At 66.7% G+C, this 15,556-nt stretch carries 17 protein-coding genes; 9 read left to right on the forward strand and 8 right to left on the reverse strand.

The window, feature by feature from the left end:
• Positions 1–58: 58 nt before the first annotated feature.
• Positions 59–1,054 carry a fimbrial protein gene (locus AD428_RS01085; protein ID WP_053243828.1) on the reverse strand — a complete coding sequence of 332 codons (996 nt, stop codon included), beginning with the start codon at positions 1,052–1,054 and terminating at the stop codon, positions 59–61.
• Between the two features lie 460 nt (positions 1,055–1,514).
• On the opposite strand from AD428_RS01085, the gene AD428_RS01090 reads away from it, so the two are divergent.
• From AD428_RS01090 to AD428_RS01125, 8 genes are all read left to right on the forward strand, one after another.
• The gene (locus AD428_RS01090) at positions 1,515–2,102 is read left to right on the forward strand and encodes a cysteine dioxygenase family protein (RefSeq protein WP_200907969.1); all 588 of its coding nucleotides are present in this window, start codon (positions 1,515–1,517) and stop codon (positions 2,100–2,102) included.
• On the forward strand, positions 2,099–3,295 hold the full coding sequence (gene metC, locus AD428_RS01095) for a cystathionine beta-lyase (protein ID WP_235488722.1): 1,197 nt from the start codon (positions 2,099–2,101) through the stop codon (positions 3,293–3,295). The genes AD428_RS01090 and metC overlap by 4 nt, the downstream gene beginning before the upstream one ends.
• A 42-nt stretch (positions 3,296–3,337) precedes the next feature.
• Positions 3,338–4,900: a rhodanese-like domain-containing protein gene (locus AD428_RS01100; protein WP_053243830.1), complete on the forward strand. Its 1,563-nt coding sequence runs from the start codon at positions 3,338–3,340 to the stop codon at positions 4,898–4,900.
• Positions 4,901–4,966: 66 nt separating this feature from the next.
• Positions 4,967–5,791: a transporter substrate-binding domain-containing protein gene (locus AD428_RS01105; RefSeq protein WP_053243831.1), complete on the forward strand. Its 825-nt coding sequence runs from the start codon at positions 4,967–4,969 to the stop codon at positions 5,789–5,791.
• Between the two features lie 39 nt (positions 5,792–5,830).
• Positions 5,831–6,526, forward strand: coding sequence for an amino acid ABC transporter permease (locus AD428_RS01110; RefSeq protein WP_053243832.1), 696 nt, complete (start codon positions 5,831–5,833; stop codon positions 6,524–6,526).
• Between the two features lie 3 nt (positions 6,527–6,529).
• Positions 6,530–7,222 carry an amino acid ABC transporter permease gene (locus AD428_RS01115; protein WP_053243833.1) on the forward strand — a complete coding sequence of 231 codons (693 nt, stop codon included), beginning with the start codon at positions 6,530–6,532 and terminating at the stop codon, positions 7,220–7,222.
• A gap of 21 nt (positions 7,223–7,243) precedes the next feature.
• The gene (locus AD428_RS01120) at positions 7,244–7,969 is read left to right on the forward strand and encodes an amino acid ABC transporter ATP-binding protein (RefSeq protein WP_053243834.1); all 726 of its coding nucleotides are present in this window, start codon (positions 7,244–7,246) and stop codon (positions 7,967–7,969) included.
• 78 nt (positions 7,970–8,047) lie between these two features.
• Positions 8,048–8,914, forward strand: coding sequence for a LysR substrate-binding domain-containing protein (locus AD428_RS01125; protein ID WP_053243835.1), 867 nt, complete (start codon positions 8,048–8,050; stop codon positions 8,912–8,914).
• Between the two features lie 46 nt (positions 8,915–8,960).
• Here AD428_RS01125 and AD428_RS01130 read toward each other — a convergent pair whose 3' ends face one another.
• Genes AD428_RS01130 through AD428_RS01140 form a run of 3 tightly spaced genes read right to left on the reverse strand, consistent with a single transcriptional unit; the run spans position 8,961 to position 11,404 of the window.
• A complete protein-coding gene (locus AD428_RS01130) occupies positions 8,961–9,758 on the reverse strand; it encodes an aldolase (RefSeq protein WP_053243836.1) in 798 nt (265 codons plus the stop codon).
• Between the two features lie 8 nt (positions 9,759–9,766).
• Complete coding sequence (locus tag AD428_RS01135; RefSeq protein WP_053243837.1) at positions 9,767–10,417, reverse strand: glutathione S-transferase family protein; 651 nt, start codon at positions 10,415–10,417, stop codon at positions 9,767–9,769.
• A 27-nt stretch (positions 10,418–10,444) separates the two neighbouring features.
• Complete coding sequence (locus AD428_RS01140; RefSeq protein WP_369798666.1) at positions 10,445–11,404, reverse strand: Bug family tripartite tricarboxylate transporter substrate binding protein; 960 nt, start codon at positions 11,402–11,404, stop codon at positions 10,445–10,447.
• 135 nt (positions 11,405–11,539) lie between these two features.
• Here AD428_RS01140 and AD428_RS01145 point away from each other — a divergent pair, with 135 nt between their 5' ends.
• Positions 11,540–12,067 (forward strand): XRE family transcriptional regulator, encoded by a 528-nt coding sequence (locus tag AD428_RS01145; protein ID WP_053243838.1) that lies wholly within the window; start codon positions 11,540–11,542, stop codon positions 12,065–12,067.
• A 25-nt stretch (positions 12,068–12,092) separates the two neighbouring features.
• On the opposite strand, the gene AD428_RS01150 is transcribed toward AD428_RS01145, so the two are convergent.
• The 4 genes from AD428_RS01150 to AD428_RS01165 are packed head-to-tail and all read right to left on the reverse strand — an operon-like array spanning position 12,093 to position 15,243.
• On the reverse strand, positions 12,093–13,049 hold the full coding sequence (locus AD428_RS01150) for a tripartite tricarboxylate transporter substrate binding protein (RefSeq protein WP_053243839.1): 957 nt from the start codon (positions 13,047–13,049) through the stop codon (positions 12,093–12,095).
• Between the two features lie 51 nt (positions 13,050–13,100).
• Entirely contained in the window at positions 13,101–13,742 is a 642-nt protein-coding gene (locus AD428_RS01155) for a 3-oxoacid CoA-transferase subunit B (RefSeq protein ID WP_053243840.1), read from the reverse strand.
• Positions 13,735–14,403, reverse strand: a complete 669-nt coding sequence (locus AD428_RS01160) for a 3-oxoacid CoA-transferase subunit A (protein ID WP_053243841.1) — start codon at positions 14,401–14,403, stop codon at positions 13,735–13,737. Before AD428_RS01160 ends, AD428_RS01155 begins: the two co-directional genes overlap by 8 nt.
• 45 nt (positions 14,404–14,448) lie before the next feature.
• Complete coding sequence (locus AD428_RS01165) at positions 14,449–15,243, reverse strand: acyl-CoA dehydrogenase family protein (RefSeq protein ID WP_235488725.1); 795 nt, start codon at positions 15,241–15,243, stop codon at positions 14,449–14,451.
• Between the last annotated feature and the right edge of the window lie 313 nt (positions 15,244–15,556).

The following is a 15,556-nucleotide window of genomic DNA, read 5'->3' on the forward strand; positions in this document are numbered from 1 at the left end:
CTCCCTGAGGAAGGCTATTGCCGCCGGGTCTTGCAGTGATTCTTCTTTGCATCGCTTGCTACTTGTAGTACACGCTGATTACGGCGGCGGCATGGAACGGGCCCGTCGTGGGCTTTTCCGTCAGCCATTTCGGCCGGACCCTGAAGCCGGCGGTGAAGTACACGTTTTCCGTGGGCGGCATCACGGTGAACTCCTCGTTGAACGGCACGGGAGACTTGCCGTCGGCGGCGTAGATGGAGATGCCCAGCGAGGCGTTATGGTCGGGAACCAGCGTGTACTGGTCCAGCAACCTGCCATTGGTCGGCACGATGATGGCCGACAGCCCGTAATAGCTGATGCAGTTCTTGCCGACGATGATGTAGAAGGACTTCTCGGCGATGGGATCGCCGACGCGCGCGCCGCTCATGGGAAGCGGCCCGAAATCGAGCACGGAGGGATACAGCGCTATTTTGGCCAGGCAGCCCACGTAACGCATGCGGTTCAGCCCCGTGACCGTCATGCGGAAGTTCTGGCCCGGACGCTCGTTGATGCCCCCCTCGCCGTCGATCTGGAAGGCGTCGTACTGGGAAAGCCCCGCCAGCACGCCCTCTTTGTGTGCGCTTTGCTCCGGTGTGGATTTCTTGGCGATGAAGAAGTTGTACGCAATCGAGAAACGGGTCTTGAAGTTGGTGCACAAGAGGGCGCAAGGCTCGGTCTCGCCGATTTCCATGCGGCACCGCTCCAGGCTGCTGCATGTGTAGTCGACACCCTTCAGGTTGACGCCGAACTCGATGTCGGGCCCCAGCTGGGTCATGCCCTGGTCGGTGGGGCTGAGATAGATGAAGACCTTCTCGCCTAGGCTTATCGACTTTTCCTGCTTGCATTCGACGCGCATGTGGTAATTGGGCGAGCGCCATAGCACCGTGCCCCTTGCTTCGTCGTTGGGCACGGCGATGGTGGTGCGGATGTCGACCGAATCCTTGGAAAGGCCGCCCTCCTTGAGACAAATGACGGCAAAGCCGGCTTTCGAAAAGCACAGCAAGGCGACGAGCAGAATCGACTGAAGGAGTTTCACTTTTTCCTCGATATGCCGCGGATGACCGTGGGCCGGGAAGCGCGGAAGACGGGCGGCGCGACGGCTGGATATTTCGCCGCCGGGGAACTCCGCCCGGGGCAACCCGATGCGGCGCCGGCACAGGATTGGGAATCATAAGAAGAGCGCAGGCGCCGCCACCATAGGATGAGACTGACAAGTGCGTAGGAAAAAACTCAAGCTTGTGCAGGTCGCTGCGTCCGCGGCCCGGCCCGGCGCCCGCGCGAGTTGCTCCAGGGCCGGAAAATGGATCAGTTTCTTATTGGTATTTTCCCCTAGAGACGGACGGTCCTCCGTCGCGCTCTTCTCGCCATTCCTCTATGAAAGCGGAAAATACATTAGCAATCCTAATGAATTTCAATGCAACTCTAATTTGAATCGCGCGGTCCGGCTCTTTAAGGTGGGCGCCTGTTTCCCACAAAAGACACGGAGCCCATACGCCATGCAGCAAGCCAACCCGGGATCGGCCCAGATCCGCGCCGCCATCGACCAGATCAAGGGGCTGTTCGAGCGCGGCGGAGAAAACCGCGACACCCTGGCCCAGGTCCTGGACAAACTGGTCGGCCTGGCCGCCCACAAAGACTGGTGGAGCGCCGAGCGCTACCCCGCGCCCGAGCAGGGGGAACTGCAGGCCCGCTACCTGATCCAGGAAGACGAAGACAAGTCCTATGCGCTGTACCTGAACGTCATGCGCCCGGGCAAGAAGATCGTGCCGCACAACCACACAACCTGGGCCTGCATCGCCGCGGTCGAAGGCGTGGAACTCAACTACACCTACGACCGCAAGGACGACGGCAGCGAGCCGGGCCGCGCCACGCTGGAGCAGACCGGAACCGTGGTCGTCGAACCCGGCGCCGGCATCGCTCTCATGCCCGACGACATCCACGCCGTGCACATCGAGGGCCAGGACGTCATCCGCCACCTGCACATGTACGGCCGTGCGCTGGAAACGCTGGACCGCCGCATCGCTTTCGATCTCGAAAAAGGCACCTGCCAGCAGATGGCCATCGGCGTGCAGACCCGCAAATGAGACGCGACATGGCCAAGGACCAGCACGCGCCGCAAGGCGCCTACGAAACCCGGCTGCTGCGCAGCGGCCGGCCCCACCAGGGCTGGGTGAACACGCCGGTAACGCGGGCCAGCACCTATGTGTTCGACAGCGTGGCGCAGTGGCGCGAGACGCGCCAGCGCCGCGGCCAGGAGCGCCTGCGTTCCTACGGCGCGCGCGGCACCGACAGCACCTATGCGCTGGAAGACGCGCTGGTCGAGCTGGAAGGCGGCTACCGCGCCAAGGTGTTCCCGACCGGGCTGGCGGCCATCGCCATGGTGTTTCTCGCCTACCTGAAGGCGGGCGACCACGTGCTCATGACCGACGGCGTGTACGAACCGGCGCGCGCGCTGTGCGCGCAGAGCCTGGCGCGCCTGGGTATCGAGCACAGCTACTACCAGCCCGATGGCTCCGACCTGGCGGAGAAGATCCGGCCCAACACGCGCATGATCTATGCCGAAAACCCCAGCTCGCTCGTCTACGAGATGATGGACCTGCGCGCGGTGTCGGCCCTGGCCCGGAAGCATGGCTGCCTGCTGGCGGTGGACAACACCTGGGGCTCGGGCTTCCTGCACCAGCCGCTGGCGCTGGGCGCCGACATCTCCATCATCGCGGCCACCAAGTACCTGAGCGGCCACGCCGACGTCATGATGGGCACGGTGGTCACGACCCGCGAGGCGTGGCCGGAACTGGAAACCGCGCAGGTCAATTACGGCCAGACCGTGGGCGCGGACGACGCCTACCTGCTGCTGCGCGGCCTGCGCACCCTGCCCGTGCGCCTGCGCGCCCACCAGGCGCACATGCTCGAAGTGGCGGGCTGGCTGCAGCGGCACCCGCGCGTGGCCCGTGTCTATGCCGCCGCCTGCGCCGAAGGCGCGCAGCGCGAGATCTTCGAGCGCGACTTCCGCGGCAGCAACGGCCTGGTGTCGGTGGAGTTCGCGCCCGAGGTCGGCCCCGAGCGCATGGAAGCCATGATCGACGCGCTGGCGCTGTTCGGCATCGGGGCCTCGTGGGGCGGCTACGAGAGCCTGGTCGTGCCCATGAACATGGCTTCCGCGCGCAGCCTGTCGTCCTGGAGCGGGCGCGGTCCGATGTGCCGTTTCCATATCGGCCTGGAAGACCCGGCCGACCTCATCGCCGACCTGCAACAGGCGTTCGACGCCCACCTTTCGTAGTCCTCCGCGCCGGCGCGGCCGGCGCTTCTTCCTGTTGAACCCATGGCAATCACACCCTCGATCCGCGCGCGCGTAGGCGCCGCCACGCTCAAAGACTGGCTGCACGACGGCCACGAGATCGCCCTGCTGGACGTGCGCGAGCATGGCCAGTATGGCGAGTCCCACCTTTTCTATGCCGTCAACGCGCCGTACAGCCAGCTCGAATTCGAAACGCTGCGCCTGGTGCCGCGCAAGACGACCCGCGTCGTGGTCTACGACCAGGCCAACGGCGTGGCGGAACCGGCGGCCGAGGCGCTGCGCGCCCTCGGTTATACCCAGGTCAGCGTGCTGGATGGCGGCGTCGACGCCTGGCGCGGCCAGGGCTATGCCCTCTTCGCCGGCGTCAACCTGCCGAGCAAAACCTTCGGCGAGCTGGCCGAACACGTCTTCCACACGCCCGCCATCACGGCCGAGGAACTGAGCCGGCGCCTGGCCGCCCGGGACAACCTGGTGGTGCTGGACGGCCGGCCGTTCGCCGAATACCAGAAGATGAGCATCCCCACGGCCACCTGCTGCCCCAACGGCGAGCTGGCGCTGCGGGTGGACGAGCTGGTGCCCGACGAGAACACCACCATCGTGATCAACTGCGCCGGCCGCACCCGCAGCATCATCGGCGCGCAGACGCTCATCAACCTGGGCGTGAAGAACCCGGTGTACGCCCTGGAAAACGGCACCCAGGGCTGGTACCTCAAGGACCTGCCGCTGGACCACGGCCAGTCGCGCCGGCATGGCATGGAAACCTCGCAGGCGGCGCTGGCGCGCGCCAGGGAGCGCGCCCAGGCGCTGGCGGCGCGCTACGGCGTTGCCGCTATCGACCCCGCCGCCCTGGCCGCCATGCGGGCCGACGGCGCGCGCACGACCTACGTCTTCGACGTGCGCACGCCGGAGGAATATCAGGCCGGCACCTACCCCGGCGCCGCCAGCGCGCCCGGCGGCCAGCTCATCCAGGCCACCGACCAGTATGTGGGCACGCGCGGCGCCCGGCTGGTGCTGGTCGACGGCGAGGGCGTGCGCGCCCCCACGGTGGCCAGCTGGCTGCGCCAGATGGGCTGGGAAGTCCACGTGCTGGAGGCCGCCGCGCTGGACGCGCCTCCGCCGCCTCCGCCGGCCGTGGAAAGCCGGTTGGCGCGCATCGACAGCGCGCAGGCCCGCGCGCTGCTGGAAGAGGGCGCCGCCTTCGTCGACCTGCGCCCCAGCATGGCCTACCGCAAGGCGCACATCGCCGGCGCGCGCTGGGCCATACGCGGCAAACCCGCCGCGGCCGACCGTCAGACCGTGCTCGTCGCCGAGGATCCGCGCGTGGCCGAGCTCTATGCGCGCGGCCTGCCCGGGAGCCTGGAACCGCTGCTGCTCGCCGATCCGCCCGCCGCCTGGACCGGCGCGGGCCTGCCGGTGGAGTCCAGCCCCGGCAACCCGCCCGACGAAGACTGCATCGACTTTCTTTTCTTCGTGCATGACCGCCACAGCGGCAACAAGGCCGCCGCGCGCAAGTACCTGGAATGGGAAACCAATCTGGTCAACCAGATCGACGAGCGCGAACGCGCCGCTTACCGCTTCGCCCCCTGAGGCGCGGCCGGCGGCGCGGACCGCCGGCGCCGCCATCCACCATCAAGACAGTCCAAGGAGAAAACCATGAAGCCGTCCCTCGCAGTCATTGCCCTGTCCCTTTCCGCGGCCGCGGCCGCCAGCGCCCAGGCCCGCGACCTGAAGGAAATCGAGGCCAGCAAGAAGCTCGTCTGCGGCACCCAGAGCGCCAGCGAACCCTATGCCTTCCAGGATCCGGCCACGCGCAGGTTCGTGGGCTACGACGTCGACGTGTGCCAGGCGCTCGCCAAAGGACTGGGCGTGGAACTGGTGCACAAGCCGCTGTCCACCGAAGCGCGCATTCCCGAACTGAAAATGGGCCGCGTGGACGTGGTGGCCGGCTCCATGGCCTACCTGCCCGAACGCGCCGCCCAGGTCGACTACAGCCTGCAATACCTGCAGGGCAGCATCAAGGTGCTGGTGCGCCGCGACGAGAAGATCGGCTCGCTGGCCCAGCTCGAGGGCAAGCGCGTCTGCGCCAGCAAGGGCTCGTCCTCGGCCGCCATCGCCAGCCGCGTGCTGGCCAAGTCGAAAATCGTGACCTATCAGGATCTGGCCACCTGCTACCTGGGCCTGCAGAACGGCAAGGTGGACGGCATCTCGGCCGGCGAGCTCACGCTCAAGCGATTCGAGATCGAATCCGCCAAGACCGGCTCGCCCGCCGTGCTGGTCGACGAACCGCTGTTCACCGAGCGCATGGGGGTGGTGGTGTCCAAGGGCAACACGGGGCTGATGCAGGCCGTGGACAAGGTGCTCGCAAAGATGGACGCCGACGGCGAGCTGGACGCCATCTACGCCAAGTGGCTGGGCAAGGACTCTATCTACAAGCTCACCCGCTCCTTCAAGGTCGAACCGGTCGCCAAGGCCAATTGAGGATGAGGCGGCGGCCTCGCGCCGCCGCCGCTGCCGCTTATGGATCTGGATATTTCTTTTCTGCTGCACGGGCAATACGGCGAGCTGCTGCTCGACGGCCTGAAGACCACCCTGCTGGTGTTCGCGCTGTCGTGGCTGCTGGGCATGGCGCTGGCCGTCGTCATCGTGCTGCTGCGCGCCATACCGTTCAGGCCGCTGGACGCGCTGATGTCGCTCTTCGTGGAGTACCACCGCAACGTGCCCACGGTGGTGCAGATCATGGTGTGGTATTTCGGGATGCCCCAGGTGCTGCCGCCCGGGTTGAAAGCCTATGTCAACGCCGGCAACACCGAGCTGCTGTTCGCCGTGATCGCCCTGTCGCTCAACGTCAGCGCCTACATGTCGGAAGACCTGCGCTCCGGCCTGAAGGCCATTCCGGCCGCCCAGGCCGAGGCGGGCCGCGCCATCGGCCTGGGCTTTCTGCAGAGCATGCGCTACGTGATCCTGCCCCAGGCGCTGCGCATCGGCGTGCCGCCTCTGGTCAACCGCTCGCTCATTCTCTTCAAGGACACGAGCCTGACCATGGTGATCGGCGTGACGGACCTCACCTACCAGGCCAAGAACATCGACAACCTCACCTTCCGGACCTTCGACGTCTTTGCCGTGACCACGCTGATCTACCTGCTGTGCTCGCTGGCGATCATGCTCGTGGGCAGCCGCGTGGAGAAGGCATTTCCGTCGGCCTACAAGGGATAAGCCATGCTCGACATCCTGCAAAAATACGGCGCCATGTTCCTGGTGGGTTCCTGGCCCAACGGGCCGCTGGGCGGCTTTGCGGCCACCCTGCTGCTGGCCGTGCTGGGGCTGGGCCTGGCCTTTCCCATCGCCGTGCTGCTGGGCTTTGCGCGCGTGGGGCACTACCGCCTGCTGCGCATCCTGGCCACCTGCTGGATCACGGCCTTCCGCGGCGTGCCGCTCATCATGATCATCTTCTGGGCGTACTTCGCGGTGCCGCTGGTCACCGGCATGACGATCTCGGCCTTCAAGACGGCGCTCGTGGCCATCGTGCTGTATGAGAGCGCCTTCCTGGCCGAAATCGTGCGCGCCGGCCTGCAGGGCCTGCCGCGCGGCCAGACCGAGGCGGCGCGCGCCGCCGGACTGTCGTACTGGCAGAGCATGCGCTACGTGATCCTGCCCCAGGCGCTGGTCAACATGATCCCGTCGCTGGTGAGCCAGTTCGTGTCCACCATCAAGGCCACTTCCATCGTCTACGTCATCGGGGTGGAGGAAGTCACCTTCGTCGGCCAGCAGATCAACAGCATCGAACTCACGTCGGCCCTGCAGACGTATCTCATCCTGGCCGGCTTCTACTTCGCGGTCTGCCTGGCGCTCTCGCGCCTGGCCGCACGCATCGAAACCCGCATCCAGAAGCGCCGGCTCGGGCTGGCCTGACCATCACAGGGGGAAACCGCCATGATCGAATTGAAGAACGTGAACAAGTGGTACGGCGAATACCACGCGCTGAACGACGTCTGCGGCCGCGTCGAGAAAGGCCAGGTGCTCGTGGTGTGCGGCCCGTCCGGCTCGGGCAAGTCCACCATGATCCGCACCCTGAACCGGCTGGAGAACATCCAGAAAGGCGACATCACCGTCAACGGGGCCAGCATCTACGATCCGCGAAACGACCTGAACAAGCTGCGCGCCTCCATCGGCTTCGTGTTCCAGCAGTTCAACCTGTTTCCGCATTATTCGGTGCGCGAGAACGTGACATTGTCGGCGCGCAAGGTGTTCCGCATGCCGGCGCGCGAGGCCGACGAGCTGGCAGAAAGCCTGCTGGCCAAGGTGGGCCTGGCGCACAAGATCGACGCCATGCCCGCCAACCTGTCCGGCGGCCAGCAGCAGCGCGTCGCCATCGCCCGCGCCCTGGCCCAGCGGCCGCCCGTCATTCTGTTCGACGAGCCCACCAGCGCGCTGGATCCGGAAATGGTCAACGAAGTGCTCTGCGTCATGAAACAGCTCGCCGCCGAGGGCATGACCATGGTGGTCGTCACCCACGAAATGGATTTCGCCCGCGAGGTCGCCGACCGCATCTGGTTCATGGACGCCGGCTGCATTCTCGAAGACAGCACGCCGGCCGAGTTCTTCAGCGCTCCGCGCCATCCCCGCGCCCGCAAGTTCCTCGAGGACGTGCGGCACTGAGGCGGGGCGGCCGCGCATGCGCCGCGCCCCGATTTGCGCTAAGGTCCGCCGGTATGCCCGACATTCCGAGGATCTTCCATGCGCAACCTGGACCTGGACCTGCTGCGCACGCTGGTCGCCATCGCCGAACACGATTCGTTCTCCGCCGCCGCCGACAGCCTGCACAAGACCCAATCGGCCGTCACGCAGCAGATGCAGCGGCTGGAGCACCTGATCGACCTGCCGCTCTTCGAGAAGCGCGGCCGCAACAAGCGCCTTTCCAGCCACGGCGAGAAACTCGTCACCTATGCGCGCCACATGCTCGCCATCAATGACGAGGCCCTGCGCTCGCTGCAGGACAGCCTGCTGGAAGGCGAGCTGCACCTGGGCTCGCCGCACGACGTGGCCGACAGCATCCTGCCCAGCGTGCTGACGCACGTGGCGCGCACCTTTCCGCGCATCAAGCTGGAGATCCGCGTCGACCGGAGCCCGCACCTGATGACCGCGCTGCGCAACGGCGAGCTGGATCTCACGGTTTCCACCCGCTTCGACCCGGACTTCGAGGGCGTGGTGCTGCGCACCTCGCCCACCGTCTGGCTGTGCTCCGCCGACTACGTGCACGACATGCACGCGCCCGTGCCGCTGGTGCTGGCCGACGAGCCCAGTATCTTCCGCCGCATCGCGCTCAATGCGCTGGAGCAGTCCCAGGTCCACTGGCAGACCAACTACGTGGCTCCCAACCTGGTCGGCATCAAGGCGGCGCTGCGCGCGCGCCTGGGCATTACCGCGCGCAGCGTGGAGCTGCTGGGTTCGGACATGCGCGTGCTGGGCGAGAAAGACGGCCTGCCGCCCCTGCCCGACGTGAACTACTTCCTGTGGATGCGCCGCGACCACATCAACCCGCTCACGCGCCACGTCTACGACATGCTCAAGACCAACCTGCGGCTGTCTTCCAACGGCGCGTAGCGCCGGGGCGCCCGGCCTGGCGGGGCGAGGCGGCCGGCGACCCGTCCTAAGCCGGCCGCAGGCAGTCCGCGTTGCGCGGGTTCTTCAGCGCACGGCGGGCGTAGTACTCGAAGGCGATAGTGTTGCGTCGCGGGCGCAGGATCCAGTCGTGCGCTTCCTTGCCCAGCGCGGGGTCGATGGGCTTGATCTCGCCCGCCGCGCCGGCGAGCAGCTGCATGCGCGCGGCGCGCTCGAACGCAATGGCCAGCACGCAGGCCTCTTCCACCGACGAGCCGGCGATCAGCAGGCCATGGTGCGAGAGCATCAGCGCGCGCTTGCCGCCGAGCGCGCCGGCGATGAGTTCGCCTTCTTCGTTGCCCACCGGGATGCCCGGCCATTTGGCCACGAAGGCCACGTCGTCGTACAGCACGCAGTTGTCCATGTGCGAAACGATGAGCGGCTGCTCCAGCATGCCCAGCGCCGCGGTGTGCACGGCATGGGTGTGGATGATGCAGTTCACGTCCGGCCGCGCGCGGTAGACCCAGGAGTGGAAGCGGTTCGCGGGGTTGGGCATGCCGTCGCCAGCCAGCACATTGAGGTCTTCGTCCACGCGCAACAGGTTGTCTTCGGCGATCTCGTCAAAACCCAGGCCGAGCTGCTGGGTGTAGAACGTGCCCGGCGTCTCGGCGCGCGCCGTGATCTGGCCGGCAAGCCCGGAGTCGTGGCCATTGTCGAAGAGAATGCGGCAGGTCAACGCCAGCTTCTGGCGCAGGGAGTAGGCGCTTTCCGGGAACTGCTGGTCGATCTTGCGGGTGGACTGCGAAACCAGCGTGGCCTTGTCGAGCTTGAAAGTGTCGGTGTTCATGGGTAGACCTAGGGATGTTCTGCGGTGGAGAGATTGCGTTCCGGCTGGCCCGGGAAGAGCGCCTGGTATCCCGGCAGGCGCTCCACGCGCGCCAGCCAGGCCCGGATGGCGGGGTAAGGGTCCAGCGCGATGCCGCCCATGGGCGCCATGCGGGTATAGGGGTAAAGGGCCACGTCGGCGATGCTGGGGTGGTCTTGCGTGGCCACCCACCCCTGCGCGCCCTGCCGTTGCAACTGCGCCTCCAGCACCTGCAGCGCGGCGTGCGCCGCCCGCGCATGGCCGGCGTAAGGCTCGCTTTGCGGATCGCCGCGCCGGTGCAGCGCGAGGTTCAGGCGCAGCTGCGCCAGCGGCTTCATGTGACGGTCCTGCTCGAACGACAGCCAGCTCAGCACCCGGGCCTGCGCCAGGGCGTCCCGGGGCCACCACGGGCTGCCCTGCGCCAGGTAGTGGAGAATCGCCATCGACTCGGCCAGGTGCGTGCCGTCCGGCAGTTGCAGCACCGGCACGTGCGCCATGGGCGCGATGGCCAGGAATGCCGGGCTGGCCAGGTCGCCCCGGTCGATGGACAGCGTGCGGCGCGCCAGCGGCACGCCCAGCAGGCTGGCCATCAGCCGCACCTTCCAGGCATTGCCCGAACGCAGGGTGTCGTAAATCAGCATGTCGTCAACCCTCCTCCCGAAGCCGCGTCAATCGAGGCGCGTGCCCGCGGCCTGGATGACCTTGGACCATTTCTCGGTTTCGTTGGCGACGTGCTTCCGGTACGCCTGGACCCCTGTGGGCAGCGGCTCGATGCCCATCTGCGCCAGGCGCTGCACGAGCTCGGGACGCTCGAGCGCCTGCGCCAGCGCCTTGTTCAGCGCCTCGACCGTGGAAGCGGGCGTGCCGGGCGGCGCGATCAGCGCATTCCAGGAGCCGATCTGGAATTGCGGCAGGCCCTGCTCCACGCTGGTTTTCAGGTCGGGCGCCACGCGGCTGCGCCGCGCATCGGCGATGGCCAGCATTTTCAGCCGGTGCGCCTTGGCCTGCGGCTCGATGACGGGCAGCGCGTCGATCACGATGTTCACCTGGCCGCCCACCGCGGCGTTGACCGCCTCGGCCCCGCTCTTGAAGGGAATGTGCACGATATCCGTCTTCGTGGCCAGCTTGAAGAGCTCGATTCCCAGGTGCGGCGAACTGCCGTTGCCCGCGGACCCGAAATTCAGCCGCGCGGGGTTGTCCCTGGCGTAGCGCACCAGCGACTGCAGGTCGTCCACGCCCTCCACCCCGTTGACCGCCAGCACGTACGGCGAATTGCTGACCAGCGACACCGGCGTCATGGCCGCCGGGTCGTAGCCCAGCTTGCGGTAGAGCATTTTGTTCACCACCTGCGTGCCTACGGTGCCCAGCAGCAGCGTGTAGCCGTCGGGCTTGGCGGCCGACAGCGCCTGCGCGGCGATCGCCCCGCCCGCGCCGGGGCGGTTCTCTATCACGATCTGCTGCGACAGGGCCTCGCCCAGGTATTGCCCGACCAGGCGGCCCGCCACGTCGGTGATGCCGCCGGCGCCGAACGGAATGATCAGCCGGATGGGCTTGTCCGGGTACCGCGGCTGCGCCGCGCCCGCGGCGCAGCCCGCCACGCTTGCCGCGCCGCAAAGCACGGCCATCATGATCGCCCGACAACGTTTTCCGAACGTCATAACATATCCCCTTGCAAGTGGGCGGTTGTGGAGAGGCCGCCCGGTTTTTTGATCTATGACAAGAAACAAGTTGATTTTAGGACACAAGTGTCCAACAGGAAAGCAATGGCCGTCAAATTGAAGTTGTTACGCGTGCAGGCGGGCTTGACGCTGGAAGAGCTGGCCCAGGCGGCCGAGCTCACGCGCAGCTATGTGTCCAAGCTCGAAAGAGGGGTGTCCACGCCGTCCATCGGCGCCGCCCTGCGGATCGCGAAGGCGTTGGGCGTGAAAGTGGAGGAGCTGTTCGCCGAGTCGCCGGAAGACGATCCCATCGTCATCAACCGCGCCCAGCCCGGCGCGGACGCGCCGCGCCGCGCGCCCCGGGTGGTGTCCGGCACGCTGCCCGGGCACCGGATGGTCGCCTTCGTCATGAGCCCCACCGACGAGCCCGTGCGCAACCACCCCATGAGCCATCACCAGGGCGAGGAGATCCTCTATGTGCTCAAGGGCACCGTGAGCCTGCAGCTCGCGCGCCGGCGCGAAACCCTGAACGCCGGCGACAGCGCGCATTTCAACTCCAGCATCCCGCACAAGATTACCTCGGTGGGCAAGCATCCCGCCTCGGTGCTGCTGGTGATCGCGGAGGAGAAGTAGGCGGCGAAGGCCGCCCCTTGCTGCCTTACTGCACTTGCGGAATGCCCGCCTCCTCGATCACCTTCTCCCATTTGGCGATTTCGCTATCGACGAAGGTGGAGAACTCCCGGGGTGTGCTGGAGACGGATTCGACGCCCAGGGCGGCCAGCCTGTCGCGCACGTCGGGCAGCGCCGCCACGCGCGCCACTTCGTCCGCCCAGGCCCGGGCCACGTCCTGCGGCATGCCGGCCGGCCCCATGAAGCCCACCCACGACGTGACGAAGTACCCGGGATACTTTTCGCTGACGGCGGGCACCTGGGGCAGCGATTTCAGCCGCTTTTCGCTCGCCACGGCGATGTACTTGAGTTTTCCGGTTTCCACCTGCGGGTTCATCAGGAACACCGAGTCGAAGGTCAGGTCGACTTCGCCGGCCACGCCCGCCATCACCGACGGGCCGCTGCCTTTGTAGGGCACGTGCACCATGTCGACGCCCGCCAGCGACTTGAGCAGCTCGCCGCCGAGATGGATGATGGTGCCGTTGCCCGACGACGAATAGGTCAGCGAGCCAGGCTTCTTCTTGAGCTGGGCGATAAGCTCGTCCAGCGTGTTCACCGGCGTGCGGGGATTGGCGGCGATGGCCAGCGGGATCATTCCCGCCATGCTCAGGTAAGTGAAGTCCTTGCGCGTATCGTAGGGCAGGGATTTGTACAACGGCGCGTTGCTGGTGATGCTTGCCGTGGCCAGCACGACCGTATAGCCGTCAGGCTCGGCCTTCGCCGCCTGGTTGAGCCCGATCGTGGTTCCCGCCCCCGGGCGGTTCAGCACGATGACGGGCACGCCCCAGTGCTGGGTGATCTTCTCGGCGTACAGGCGCGCGATGGGGTCCACCGCGCCGCCGGGCGGATACGGCACGATCAGGTTGATGGGCCTGCTGGGAAACGGCGCGGCGGACGCCGCCGACGAAAACACGCACAAAGCCAGCAACAGCATTCGGATCATCATGACGCCTCCTCCCTTGTAAGACTCGTTGTCCGCAGCACGGCCGGATCGCCGCTACGCGAACCGCAAGACCGCCTCCGTTTTCCCGAGCAATTCATCCTGGCTCACGCCCGGCGCCATCTCGCGCACGACGAACGCATCGCCGGCGCATTCGAAGATTCCCAATTCCGTATAGACGCGCGTCACGGTGCGCACCGCCGTCAGCGGAAAAGCGCAAGCCTGGACGAGCTTGGGCGCTCCCGCCTTGTCCTGGTGGCGCATCATGACCAGCACGTTCCTGGCGCCCACGGCAAGATCCATCGCACCGCCCACGCCCCCGCCGCCTTTCTGGCCCGGCACTTTCCAGTTGGCGATGTCCCCGGACGCCGACACCTGCAGGGCGCCCAGGATGGAGTAGTCCAGCCTTCCGCCCCGGATCAGCGCAAACGAATCCGCATGATGGACAATGGACGCGCCCGGAATGAGGGTGGCCTGCTTCTTGGCGGCATTGACGACGTCCGGGTCTTCGCGTCCGGGCTGCGGCGCGGGTCCGAGCCCGATGATTCCGTTCTCGGAATGGAAGAAGACGGTCTTTCCCGCCGGGATGTGGCCGGCGACCCGCACGGGCAGGCCGATTCCCAGATTGACGACCGCGTGCTCCGGCAGATCCGCCGCCACGCGGGCAGCGATTTCGTCTTCCGACCATCCTTTAGTCATTTCCCACCTCCACCATCCTGTCCACGTACACGCCGGGAGTATGAATGTCGTCGGGGCCGATGCCGCCCACCGGAACCTTCTTCTTGACCTCGGCGATCGTGGTGCGCGCCGCCATGGCCATGATGGGATTGAAGTTCCGGCTGGCGAGCCGATACCTGAGATTGCCGTAGGGGTCGGCGAGATCCGCCTTGATGAGGGCGAAGTCGCCCCTCAGCGGCCGCTCGAACACGTATCCCCTGCCGTCGATGATGCGGCACTCCTTGCCTTCGGCCAGTTCGGTTCCGTAGCCGGTCGGCGTGAAGAATCCGGCCAGGCCGGCGCCGCCCGCGCGGATGCGTTCGGCCAGCGTGCCCTGCGGCACCAGCTCCACCTCGACGGCCCCGGCCTCGTGGGCGGCGAAATAGTGGTGCGAATCCGGCTGCGAGGGAAACGAGGCGATCAGGCGCGACACCTGGCGGTTCTTGAACAGGCGCGACAGCCCCAGCTCGCCGGTTCCGGCGTTGTTCGAGACAATGGTCAGGTCCCTGACGCGCGTGCGCGCCAGGGCGTGCAGAAGCTCGAACGGAAGACCGATGTCCCCGAAGCCGCTAACCAGTATGGTGGCGCCGCTCTCAATCACGCTGACCGCTTCGTCGGCGGATTCGTATGTCTTGTCGAACATGGCGTTGAACTCGTCGGAAGAAATGGGGCGGCCGTCCGGAGGGCGTCAGGGATGCAGCGCGCGCACGAACTCGGCCGCGCCCGCCCCGCCCTGCATCAGCGCCTTGCCCACCACGCCGTTCCAGTGCGCTTCGGAGCCGTGCGCGAGCCGCCAGGCATGCAGACGGCGCGTATGGAGCTGCAGGTCGTATTCCTCGGTAATGCCGATGGCGCCGTGCACCGCGTGCGCGATGGAGGCGGCCAGCGCCGCCGCTTCGCTGGCGCGGGCCTTGGCGACGGCCGACGGCAGAAGCGCGGGCTGCGTGGCCTGCGCGGGAAACGCGGCGGCGGTGGCGATGCGCGCGGCGGCGACGTGCTCGGCCATGACGGCCAGCTGGTGCTGGATGGCCTGGAACTTGCCGATGGAGCGGCCGAACTGGCTGCGGTCGTTGCCATATTGCAGCGTCAGCTCGAAACAGCGCGTCATGGCGCCCGAGAGCAAAGCTGCGTGCAGCGCCGCCCCCCAGGCCGCCAGGCGGCCATCGGCATTTTCTTCGAGCCGCACGCCCTTGCGCCGCCAGGCGTCGCCTTCCCAGGAAAGGTCGGCGGTGGATTCGCCGTGCAGGCCGCAACCGGCGCGCCGGGCGTCGGCCGCGTCGAGCAGCCAGAGCGCGCCATCGATTTCAGCCAKSAYSGCGTGGCTTTTCTTGCCCTTGATGTGGGCGACGAAGCCGACGCCGCAGGCGTCGTGCTCATTGGCCGGGCTGTACAGCCCCTGGGCGGCGGGCAAGCCGATGCGGCTCGCATCGATGGGAACCGCCTTGAGGGGGCGACAGGAATCGTTCGGGGTAATTTGGGACATGGCGCGCTCCGCAGTGGGCCTGCGTCGTTATGTTGCAGTGCAGGGTGGGACAATAACCCTGCGGGAGGTAGGGCGCAACAGAAATAAAAAGGGAGCGACCCTATTTATATGTTTGCACCGTTTCTGTGCAATAAATAGGGTACGCATCAAGAGGCGCGCCAGACAAGGGTTACAGGGGTATGGTCAAAAAATGCGCACTATATTGGGGCGCGGAATGGCTGTTTTTCTTATATTATGTCCCCAATAATTTGTGGGTTTGTCGCAATCTGGAGCAGCCCGCGCCGGGCGGCGGGAGCGCCCGGCGCGCCGCGGG

The sequence above is a fragment of the Achromobacter sp. DMS1 genome (genome assembly GCF_001270295.1).